The following is a 9,731-nucleotide window of genomic DNA, read 5'->3' as shown; positions in this document are numbered from 1 at the left end:
GGGCCCATGATCGCGGTGAACTCGCCCTGGGGGAAGGTGACGCTGACGTTGTCGAGGGCGACGACGCGGGTCTCCCCCTCCCCGTAGACCTTGTTCAGACTGGTGGCGCGGGCGGCCGCCCGACCGGTGTGGACGGCGGTTGCGGGGAACGTCACGGGGACTCCTGGAACGGATTAACGGAATGTTTAACTCCGTAACATCATTCCAAACTGTTCGAACGCGATGCGTATGCCGCGCGGGCGGTCCGCCCCCGCCGACCCGGCGGGTCGGCGGGGGCGTTCTCCTCCTCAGGTATGACCCGAAACCCTGAGGTCCAAGGTCCCCGTCGACGGCTCCCCGAGGGCGCCGGAACCGGGGCCCGCTACTCCACCGCCACACCGAAGGCCGTCGCCAGCCCGGCCAGGCCGTCCGTCACCGACCGGCCCGACGGGCCGAACTCCCAGCCGCCGGAGCCCCGCCGGAACGCCCCGAGCAGCATCGCGCTGTCCGGCACCCCGCCGGTCGCGCCCGCCCAGGCGTCGGGACCGCCCGCGCCGGGACCGTACGCGGCGGCGACCGCCAGCCCGTGCACGTAGCCGAGCGGCAGCGCCGGGGGCTCCTCCTCCTCGGTGGAGACGGCGACCACCACCTCGTCGACGGCGGCCGGCAGCCGGTCCAGGTCCAGCGTCAGCCGGGCCGCCCTGGTCGGCTCGCCCGGCACCGACCGGGTCGGATGCAGCCGGACCGCGCCGTCCGGGTCCTGCGGGCTGTTGAAGAACACGAAGTGCTCGTCGCTCAGCACCCGGCCGCCGGCGCACAGGAAGACCGTCACGTCCAGCTCCACCGGGTCCCCGCCGGCCGTCCGGCTCCGCCAGCTCACCGTGAGGGCGGTCTCGCGCGCCTCCTCCGGCCGGTCGTCCGCCGCGGCGGGCGCGACGACGACGCCGCCGAGCCGGCCGCGCAGGCCCTGCTCGGCGAGCAGCTGGACCAGCTCGGGGCCGCTCACCAGGGTCAGCGGCTTGCCCTCGATGTAGCTGTACGAGCCCGGGCCGAAGCCCGCGGTGGTGACCAGGATGCCCTTGTTCGCGCCGTGGTGGCGGACGGTGGACTCCAGGTCGCGCACGGCCGTCGGCGGCACGGTCCTCTTGTAGCGCTTGGCCTGGATCACGATCTTCCCGCCGGTCACGGGAGTGGGGTCCACCGCCACCACGTCCACCCCGACGTCGCCGCTGCGGGCCGTGGTCATCACCTCGAAGCCGCGCAGCCGGAACAGCTCGGCGATCAGGTCCTCGAAGTCCAGCGGGTCCATCTCGAAGAGGTCGGGATCTCCCTCGCCGTGCCCGGCCAGGCTGCCGCCGACCGCCTCCGGCCGCCGGTCCGGGCGCACCTCGTCCAGCCGCTCAGGGCGCGCCGACAGTCGGCCGCCCAGGCCCTGGAAGCACTCCACCGGGGCCACCCGGTCCAGCGCCAGGCCGGCGAAGCCGGACCGGGCCGCGGTCAGCGTGGAGACGAAGCGCTCGGCCTCCCGGCCGGTCGCCGGGTCGATGCCGAGGACGAAGCCGTTCAGCACCACCGAGTCCAGCAGCCCGTCCCGGTCCGCCCGGAACAGCTCCGCCGCCACCCGCAGCGCCGACTGCGCCAGCACCTCCCGGTACAGCGCCTTGCGCTCCGTCGCCGGACGGGCCACCTCGGCCTCGCGGTCGTCCGACTTCACGTACCGCACCCGGGCGGCGGCCGGCACCACGTCGGGACCCGGCAGCTCCCAGTCCACCACCAGCTGGCGGCTCCCGGCGTCGAAGGCCGCCACCAGCCGGTGCGGGAAGCCCTCCGGCCAGGCCGCCGAGGCGTACAGGCCGGCCGTGAAGTACTCCTGCACCGCCTCCGGCTCACCCGCCCGCAGCCGGCGCAGCAGCTCCTCCGTCCTGGCGCCGAGCTCCTCCTGCTGCCGCCGGGACTGCTCCACCCAGGCCAGGTACTCCCGGTGGTACGCGGCCAGCCGCTGCTGCCGGTCGGCCTCCCCGGTCTGCGCCGCGTACCAGTCCTGCTCGAACCTGGCCCGCGCCTGGGCGAGGTACTGCTCGTACTGCTGCCGCACGCCAGGATTGCGGGCCTGGACCGCGTCCGGCGGCGGCACGAAGTACCGCTCCGAGGACTGGTCCGGCATCGGCACCGGCTCACCCAGTGGACCCGGATCGAACGGCGGCACCGCGCTCGGCGCCAGCAGGGCCTGCGGCCCGAAGGCCGGCGCGGCCAGCCCGGCGGCCAGCAGCCCCTTCAACTCCTCGACCCTGGCGTCCAGTTCGGCCGTTTGCCGGGCCGCCTCCGCCTCCCGCGACTGCTGGTAGGCGCGCTGCGCCTCGCGTTCGCCGCGAGCGGCCGCCTTCTGCGTCTCGCGCTGCTCCCGCTCCCGGCGGCGCTGCTCCGCCGCCTCGGCCCGCAACCGGGCCTCCCCCCGGCGCTGCTGCTGCCGCTGCGCCTCCGCCCAGATCGCCAGCACCCCGCCGCTCCGCCGCCCCGACACCGTCCGTCCACCCCATTCGCTCGCGCCGAACGGCCGCTGCGGCATCGCCTCCCGGCCACGCCGCCGACCGCGCCCGCCACAATAGAACGTGGACACCCCGCCCGGCCAAGCGCCCGCGACCTGCGGGCCTTTCCGGCGGGGGAGGAGGGGTCGGGCGGCACGGGATCTGACACCCCGTCGGAGGGCCGGCCGCCGTTCGTGCGGGCGGCGTGACGGGCGTGATCGGCCCGGCCGGAGCCGGGGGCAGGGGCGGAGAACCGGCGTGGGCCCGTCCGGCGGGGAATCGCCGGACGGGCCCACGGTCCGTCGCGCGGTGCCGTCGCGTCCCGGCCGCCGGCCGGGGCGGCATGGGGTCAGGAGGAGACGGCGTCGGCCTTCTGGATGGTCGCCCCCAGGTCGCACCAGGTGGTCGAGGTGCCGCCGGACTCGGCGCGGTTGCCGTAGTGGGTGTAGTTGCCGTAGCCCGGCTTGTAACAGACGATCCGGCCGGTGAAGGCCGAGCCGACGCAGCGGATCGACGCGCCGGCGTGACCGCCGCTGCCGGTGAAGTAGGACGGCGCGTTGCAGCTCAGCGCGGTGGTGGTGGCCGAGGCCGGCGCCGCGGCCAGGACCAGGCCCGAGGCGGCGAGGGCGAGAGAGCCGGTGGCGGCCGCGACACGCTTGAGAATGCGCATGGTCGTTCCCTTCCCGAAGTGGATCGTCCGTGGGGAGTGCACTGGGAAGGACGCTAGTGACGAGACTTGACGTGGTCACGTCCGCTCGATGCTTCCTCGACCGCGCTTCGAGCGGAGGTCCGGCGGTGCCGGCGGGCGTCGCCGCGGCCGCCCGCCCTGTCGGTGGCACCGGGTAGTCTCGACGGTCACCGACGGCAAGGAGAACCGTGACGATCCCCCCGCAGCACCCGGAGCGGCCGGCCCGCCAGGGCGGCTGGATCTCCACCGGCCTGAGCTGGCGGGACGGCGGCGCCGTGCTCGGGGCCGTGCTCGGCGCCAGGGTGCACGAGCGCGCCGTCACGCCGGGATCGGAGGTCGGCTGGCTGCTGGGCGGCCCGCGCCGCTGCGTCGGGGCCTGGCTGGCCGGGGCGACGGAGCGCACCCCCTGCCCGCACCACGCGGAGATCGACCCGGGCGGCAGCGCGACGCAGTGCCCGGCCTGCCAGAGCGTGGACCGCGGCCTCGCCCTCGCCCGGGACCAGATCCTCGACGACGGCCGCACCTACCTGCTCTACCTCGCCTGGTTCGGCGAGGGCCTGCTCAAGGTCGGCCTGACCGCCGAGCAGCGCGGCGACAGCCGACTGCTCGAACAGGGCGCGCTGGCCTACGCGTTCACCGCCCGCGGCGCCCTGCCGGCGATCCGGCGCGCCGAACTCACCGTCGCCGCCTCGGGCCTGGCCCGCGAGCGGTACAAGTCCCGGCTCAAGACCGACCACTGGTGGTCGCACGGCGACGTCCCGCACCGCCGTACGGTGCTCACCGAGGCCCGCGCCCGGGCGCACCGGCTGCTGGACGGCCACGCCCTGGAGCTGCTCGCCGACCGCCCGGTGGCCGACCACGTCGAGCGCTACGGCCTCGCCGGCGGAGCCCCCGAGACCTACCTGGAGGTCGCCGGACTGGCCGACGGCGCGGTCCTCGCGGGCCGGCTCCGGCCGCCGGTGGGCCGGCACCTCTTCCTCGACCAGGCGGACGGCCCGGGGCCGCTGCTGCTGGACACCCGGCTGCTCACCGGCTGGACGCTCACCCCGGTCACCGGGCGCGGGCCCGAGGGCCTCACCCTGCGCGAGCGCGTCCGCCCGCCGGAGCCGGACACCCAGGAGGCGCTGTTCTGAGCCGTTCCGCCGGAGCCCCTGCCGCCATGGCCACCGCCGTCGCCGTCGCCCCCGGTCACGTCGTCACGGCGTGACCGGGGGCGGGGCCAGGGCGGTCAGCCGCTGATCAGGGCGAGGAGCTGGCTGGCCAGGCCCAGTGCCGGGGCGGCGGCCTCGCCGACGGTGTGCGCCAGGCCGATCAGCTGGAGGAGGGTGCCGCGCCGTCGGTCCGGCTCCTCGGTGGCCGGGTCGCTCAGCACCGGCAGGGCCTCGGTGAAGCTCCGCCGGTCCGCCTCGCGGAGCCGGTCGTCCTCGGCGAGCCCGGCGACCGCGACGGCCAGCCGGGCGAACAGGTCGGCGACCTCGGGCGGCAGGGCCTGCTCCCCGGCCCCTCCGTGGTTGTGCTGGATGCCGATGTGGCCGCTGCCGCCGTGGATGGTGACCCGGTCCCCGTACTGGACGTTCGGGCGCTCGCCCCGCTCGTCGTCGCTCACTTGCTGACCCCCGTGTGCCCCTGGCCGCCGTAGATGTTGACGCTGTCGCCGAACTCGTACCGCCGCAGGTCGACGGTGATGCTCTGGACGATCTGCCGGAATTCGGCCTGCGGATTCTCGATCGCCCTGGTGATGGCCGCCTGGAGGTCGTACGCGGGCTGCGGGGTGTCCCAGGCAAGTACCGCCGTCGGCGGGCCCGCCGTGTCCACGGCCAGCGCGTAGAGGTCGGGGCGGCGCAGCACCGGCCAGGTGAAGATCAGGAAGTAGAGCACCACGACGGCCACCGCGACGGCGATGACCACGCCCGCCCCGGAGCCGCCGCCCGAGCCGTTGCCGAAGTCGCTCGACGACCCGTCGGCCGCGGAGAGCGCCGTCGAGATCGCGAACGCGGGCACGGTGACGATCAGCGCGAAGAAGAGCAGCCGCAGCAGCGCGCGACGCCGGCCGGGCACGATCAGACTGGTGCCGACCCGGGCGACGTTGGCCAGCGGGTACGCCGCCTGTCCGACCCAGAGGATGCGGTTGGTGACCGCGACCAGGGTGGTGGCCGAGGCGCCGTCGGTGGTGCTCGCGAAGGCCGGTGGCGGGACCGCGGTCGCGGGTGGCCTGCCTGGTGGCGGTGGCGGGATGAACGGGGTGGAGCCGGTCTGGCCGGCCCAGGTCGACTCTCTGGGATCGGTCGGCTGCATGGACGATTCCCCCAAGGCTGTCGTGCGCGGGACGACAATTAACCACTACGCTCCGTGGTGGCACAAGTCATTTGCCGCAAAAGGGGGTTGACCGACCGTCGGTTCGCTCGTCCGGGTGACGCCGCTGATCATCCCAGCTTGCTGCGCAGCACCCCGGGCCCGGATCCGGCCCGGCGGGACCGCGGCGGCCGGGACGGACGGACGTCGCGCCGGGCCGGCTGCTCGGCCGCCTCGGCGGCGGCCCGCCCGGCCAGCGCGGCGCGGGCGGCGGCCAGCGCGACCCTGGCGAGCAGCGGGTCCTCCCGGAGGCCGGCCGCGCGCTTGGCGCGCTGGCAGGCGGTGCACCAGACCGGCGAGGCGGGCCCGTCGGGGTACACCATGTCCTCGGGGGGCAGGTAGTGCCCGCCGCACTCGACGCACTCGAAGACGAGCCTCATCCGACGATCACCGTCCCGGATCCGTGGCACCGACCGCAGGGCGACCAGAAGGTGTGGACCCTGGGCACCATGCTTCCCTCCTCGTCCCGTTCGACCGTTGCCTCGGTCTTCTGGGTCCCCCCGGACCCGCCGCAGCCGGAACAGGACTGAACCTCGGGCATATGCCGTCCTTCCGTAGCGGTGACCACCGTAGCGCGATTCTCCGCCGGGAGGCATCGCTCAGGGCGATCCACCACCCGTACGGGTAACGCGAACTCCCGCCGCACGCCCGTGACACGGCGTCGGTCCTCGTCGTAGGCCCCGCGAGTCGTACGCCCCGTGAGTCGTACGCCCCGTGACACGACGTCGGCCCCCGCCTGAGCACCAGAGCGGGGGCCGACCGTCCGGGGGAGGACGGTACCGGGGGGAGTCGTCAACCGCGGGCGGCCCGCAGGAACTCCCGGTTCATCGCGGCGATGCTGGGCAGCGGGATGCCCTTGGGGCAGGCGGCGGCGCACTCGCCGGTGTTGGTGCAGCCGCCGAAGCCCTCGGCGTCCATGGCCGAGACCATGTCCAGTACCCGGGCCGCCCGCTCCGGCGCGCCCTGCGGCAGCACGTTGAGGTGCACCACCTTGGCGGAGGTGAAGAGCATCGCCGAGCCGTTCGGGCAGGCGGCCACGCAGGCGCCGCAGCCGATGCACTCGGCGTGTTCGAAGGCGGTGTCCGCGGTCTCCTTGGGGACGGGCGTGGCGTGCGCCTCGGGGGCGCTGCCGGTGGGGGCGGTGATGTAGCCGCCGGAGCCGATGATCCGGTCGAAGGCCGAGCGGTCCACCACCAGGTCCCTGACCACCGGGAAGGCCGCCGCCCGCCAGGGCTCGACGTCGATGGTGTCGCCGTCCTGGAAGTGCCGCATGTGCAGCTGGCAGGTGGTGGTGCGCTCGGGGCCGTGGGCCTGGCCGTTGATGACCATGCCGCAGGCGCCGCAGATGCCCTCGCGGCAGTCGTGGTCGAACGCGACGGGCTGGTCGCCGCGGGTGATCAGCTCCTCGTTGAGGGTGTCCAGCATCTCCAGGAAGGACATGTCCGGGCTGATCCCGCCGACCCGGTAGGTGGTCATCGAGCCGGGGGCGTCCGGGCCGGCCTGGCGCCAGATCCGCAGGGTGAGGTTCACGCGTAGCTCCGCTGGGTGGGGTGGACGTGCTCGAAGACGAGGTCCTCGCGGTGGAGGACGGGCGCCTCGCCGGTGGCGGTGAACTCCCAGGCGGCTGCGTAGGAGAAGTCCTCGTCGCGGCGGGCGGCCTCGCCGTCGGGGGTCTGGCTCTCGGTCCTGAAGTGGCCGCCGCAGGACTCGGCGCGGTGCAGCGCGTCCAGGCACATCAGTTCGGCCAGTTCGAGGTAGTCGACCAGCCGGTTGGCCTTCTCCAGCGACTGGTTGAGCTCCTGCCCGGTGCCCGGCACCTTGATCCGGCGCCAGAACTCCTCGCGCAGCCGCGGGATCCGCTCCAGCGCCCGCGTCAGCCCGGCCGCGTCGCGGGCCATCCCGCACTCGTCCCAGAGCAGTTCGCCGAGTTCGCGGTGGAAGGAGTCCGGGGTGCGGTCGCCGTCCACCGCGAGGATCAGGTTGAGTCGGTCCTCGGCCTCGGCCTCCACCTCGGTGAGCACCGGGTGGTCGGCGGGTACGGCCGGCAGCGGGTGGCGGGCCAGGTAGTCGTTGATGGTGGGCGGCAGTACGAAGTAGCCGTCGGCGAGGCCCTGCATCAGGGCGCTGGCGCCGAGCCGGTTGGCGCCGTGGTCGGAGAAGTTGGCCTCGCCGATCGCGAACAGGCCGGGGACGGTGGTCTGGAGGTCGTAGTCGACCCAGAGTCCGCCCATCGTGTAGTGGATCGCCGGGTAGATCCGCATCGGCACCCGGTACGGGTCCTCGGCGGTGATCCGCTCGTACATCTCGAAGAGGTTGCCGTACCTGGCCTCGACGGCGTCCCGGCCCATCCGGCGGATCGCGTCGGCGAAGTCCAGGTAGACGCCCTGGCCGCCGGGGCCGACGCCGCGGCCCTCGTCGCAGACGTTCTTGGCGGCCCGGGAGGCGATGTCGCGCGGCACCAGGTTGCCGAAGGAGGGGTAGATCCGCTCCAGGTAGTAGTCCCGCTCCTCCTCGGGGATCCGCGCCGGCGGGCGGTCGTCGCCCTTGGCCTTGGGCACCCAGATCCGGCCGTCGTTGCGCAGCGACTCGCTCATCAGGGTGAGCTTGGACTGGTGGTCGCCCGAGCGCGGGATGCACGTCGGGTGGATCTGGGTGAAGCACGGGTTGGCGAAGTACGCGCCGCGCCGGTGCGCCCGCCAGATCGCGGTGGCGTTGGAGTTCTTGGCGTTGGTGGAGAGGTAGAACACGTTGCCGTAGCCGCCGCTGGCGAGCACCACGGCGTCCGCGGTGTAGGAGCGGATCTCGCCGGTGACCAGGTCGCGGGCCACGATGCCGCGGGCCCGGCCGTCGACCACCAGCAGGTCCAGCATCTCGGTGCGCGGGTGCATCTCCACGTTCCCGGCGGCGATCTGCCGGGAGAGCGCCTGGTAGGCGCCGAGCAGCAGCTGCTGGCCGGTCTGGCCGCGGGCGTAGAAGGTGCGGGAGACCTGCACGCCGCCGAAGGAGCGGGTGTCCAGCAGGCCGCCGTACTCGCGGGCGAAGGGCACGCCCTGGGCCACGCACTGGTCGATGATCTCCACCGACACCTCGGCCAGCCGGTGCACGTTGGACTCGCGGGCGCGGAAGTCGCCGCCCTTGACGGTGTCGTAGAACAGCCGGCGGATCGAGTCGCCGTCGTTGCGGTAGTTCTTGGCCGCGTTGATGCCGCCCTGGGCGGCGATCGAGTGGGCCCGCCTGGGGGAGTCCTGGAAGCAGAACTGGACGACGTGGTAGCCCTGTTCGGCGAGGGTGGCGCCGGCCGCGCCGCCGGCCAGGCCGGTGCCGACCACGATCACGGTGTGCTTGCGCCGGTTGGCCGGGTTGACCAGCTTGGCGTCGAACCGCCGCTGGTCCCAGCGCTGTTCGATCGGCCCGCCGGGGGTCCTGGTGTCGGCGACCGGCGCGCCGAGGGTGTAGTCCTGGTAGCTCGTCTCGGCACTGCTCATTTCACGACTCCGGTGATCACGGCGACGGGGACGGACAGGAATCCGGCGGTCAGCACCAGTGCCAGACCGTTCGCGGTCAGCTTCAGCGCCCGCTCGCGGCGGGCGTTGCTCGCGCCGAGGGTCTGCGCGGCGCTCCAGAACCCGTGCCGGATGTGCAGGCCGACGGCCAGCATCGCGACGATGTAGATCACGCAGGAGTACCAGTTCCCGAACGAGGCCACGATGTTCTGGTACGGGCGGCCCGCCTCGGCGGCCGGGTTCACGGTCAGCGTGGTGAGGTCGAGGACGTGCCAGACGATGAACAGCGCCAGGATCACCCCGCCCCAGCGCATCGTCCTGGTCGCGTAGCTCGCCCGGCGGCGCTTGTGCACGTACTTGCTCGGGCGGGCCGCGAGGTCGCGGCGGCTGAGCTGGTACGCGGAGACGCCGTGCAGCACCACGGCGGCCAGCAGGCCGGCCCGGGCGATCCACAGGAACCACTCGTGGCCCAGGAACGGCTGTCCGATGGTGCGCAGCCAGGCCGCGTAGCCGTTGATGTCGTCCGGGCCGGAGAACACCTTGAGGTTCCCCAGCATGTGCGCGACCAGGTACAGCAGCATGACCAGTCCGGTGACGGCCATGACCGCCTTCTTGCCGACGGTCGACCGCCACAGGGTCGCCAGGGTGGACGGATGCCGGGCCGTCCGAGTCGCGGTTGTCATG

At 73.9% G+C, this 9,731-nt stretch carries 9 protein-coding genes and 1 pseudogene; 1 reads left to right on the top strand and 9 read right to left on the bottom strand.

Translation table 11 applies throughout. The annotated features are described in order from the left end of the window. The 3 genes and pseudogenes from ACIQOW_RS20005 to ACIQOW_RS19995 form a co-directional block, all read right to left on the bottom strand. Positions 1 to 155, bottom strand: a pseudogene (locus ACIQOW_RS20005) (ABC transporter ATP-binding protein); the annotation flags it as partial. 206 nt (positions 156 to 361) lie between these two features. Continuing rightward, complete coding sequence (locus ACIQOW_RS20000; protein ID WP_401086764.1) at positions 362 to 2,476, bottom strand: restriction endonuclease; 2,115 nt, start codon at positions 2,474 to 2,476, stop codon at positions 362 to 364. A gap of 377 nt (positions 2,477 to 2,853) precedes the next feature. Beyond that, positions 2,854 to 3,174, bottom strand: a complete 321-nt coding sequence (locus ACIQOW_RS19995; RefSeq protein ID WP_401086760.1) for a hypothetical protein — start codon at positions 3,172 to 3,174, stop codon at positions 2,854 to 2,856. A 206-nt stretch (positions 3,175 to 3,380) separates the two neighbouring features. Between ACIQOW_RS19995 and ACIQOW_RS19990 the strand changes: the two genes are divergently transcribed. Then, positions 3,381 to 4,325 carry a DUF2797 domain-containing protein gene (locus tag ACIQOW_RS19990; RefSeq protein WP_401086757.1) on the top strand — a complete coding sequence of 315 codons (945 nt, stop codon included), beginning with the start codon at positions 3,381 to 3,383 and terminating at the stop codon, positions 4,323 to 4,325. Between the two features lie 95 nt (positions 4,326 to 4,420). Here the strand turns inward: ACIQOW_RS19990 and ACIQOW_RS19985 are convergent, their stop codons facing one another. From ACIQOW_RS19985 to ACIQOW_RS19960, 6 genes are all read right to left on the bottom strand, one after another. Then, positions 4,421 to 4,798, bottom strand: coding sequence for a hypothetical protein (locus tag ACIQOW_RS19985; RefSeq protein ID WP_401086754.1), 378 nt, complete (start codon positions 4,796 to 4,798; stop codon positions 4,421 to 4,423). Continuing rightward, positions 4,795 to 5,487, bottom strand: a complete 693-nt coding sequence (locus ACIQOW_RS19980; RefSeq protein ID WP_401086752.1) for a DUF6232 family protein — start codon at positions 5,485 to 5,487, stop codon at positions 4,795 to 4,797. The genes ACIQOW_RS19985 and ACIQOW_RS19980 overlap by 4 nt, the downstream gene beginning before the upstream one ends. 128 nt (positions 5,488 to 5,615) lie before the next feature. Then, positions 5,616 to 5,924: a hypothetical protein gene (locus ACIQOW_RS19975; protein ID WP_401086749.1), complete on the bottom strand. Its 309-nt coding sequence runs from the start codon at positions 5,922 to 5,924 to the stop codon at positions 5,616 to 5,618. A 412-nt stretch (positions 5,925 to 6,336) separates the two neighbouring features. Continuing rightward, the gene (locus ACIQOW_RS19970; protein WP_401086746.1) at positions 6,337 to 7,074 is read right to left on the bottom strand and encodes a succinate dehydrogenase/fumarate reductase iron-sulfur subunit; all 738 of its coding nucleotides are present in this window, start codon (positions 7,072 to 7,074) and stop codon (positions 6,337 to 6,339) included. After that, positions 7,071 to 9,029 (bottom strand): fumarate reductase/succinate dehydrogenase flavoprotein subunit, encoded by a 1,959-nt coding sequence (locus tag ACIQOW_RS19965; RefSeq protein ID WP_401086743.1) that lies wholly within the window; start codon positions 9,027 to 9,029, stop codon positions 7,071 to 7,073. Before ACIQOW_RS19965 ends, ACIQOW_RS19970 begins: the two co-directional genes overlap by 4 nt. Continuing rightward, positions 9,026 to 9,730 carry a succinate dehydrogenase cytochrome b subunit gene (locus ACIQOW_RS19960; protein WP_401086740.1) on the bottom strand — a complete coding sequence of 235 codons (705 nt, stop codon included), beginning with the start codon at positions 9,728 to 9,730 and terminating at the stop codon, positions 9,026 to 9,028. The genes ACIQOW_RS19965 and ACIQOW_RS19960 overlap by 4 nt, the downstream gene beginning before the upstream one ends. Position 9,731: the final 1 nt, after the last annotated feature.

The sequence above is a fragment of the Kitasatospora sp. NPDC091335 genome (assembly GCF_044757205.1).
GTDB lineage: Bacteria > Actinomycetota > Actinomycetes > Streptomycetales > Streptomycetaceae > Kitasatospora.
This window is presented reverse-complemented; position numbering and strand designations above follow the sequence as displayed.

Bases quoted from the DNA above. Each gene is read 5' to 3' on its own strand.
- ACIQOW_RS19960 (WP_401086740.1), bottom strand. From the start codon at position 9,730: ATGACAACCGCGACTCGGACGGCCCGGCATCCGTCCACCCTGGCGACC.
- ACIQOW_RS19965 (WP_401086743.1), bottom strand. From the start codon at position 9,029: ATGAGCAGTGCCGAGACGAGCTACCAGGACTACACCCTCGGCGCGCCG.
- ACIQOW_RS19980 (WP_401086752.1), bottom strand. From the start codon at position 5,487: ATGCAGCCGACCGATCCCAGAGAGTCGACCTGGGCCGGCCAGACCGGC.
- ACIQOW_RS19995 (WP_401086760.1), bottom strand. From the start codon at position 3,174: ATGCGCATTCTCAAGCGTGTCGCGGCCGCCACCGGCTCTCTCGCCCTC.
- ACIQOW_RS19975 (WP_401086749.1), bottom strand. From the start codon at position 5,924: ATGAGGCTCGTCTTCGAGTGCGTCGAGTGCGGCGGGCACTACCTGCCC.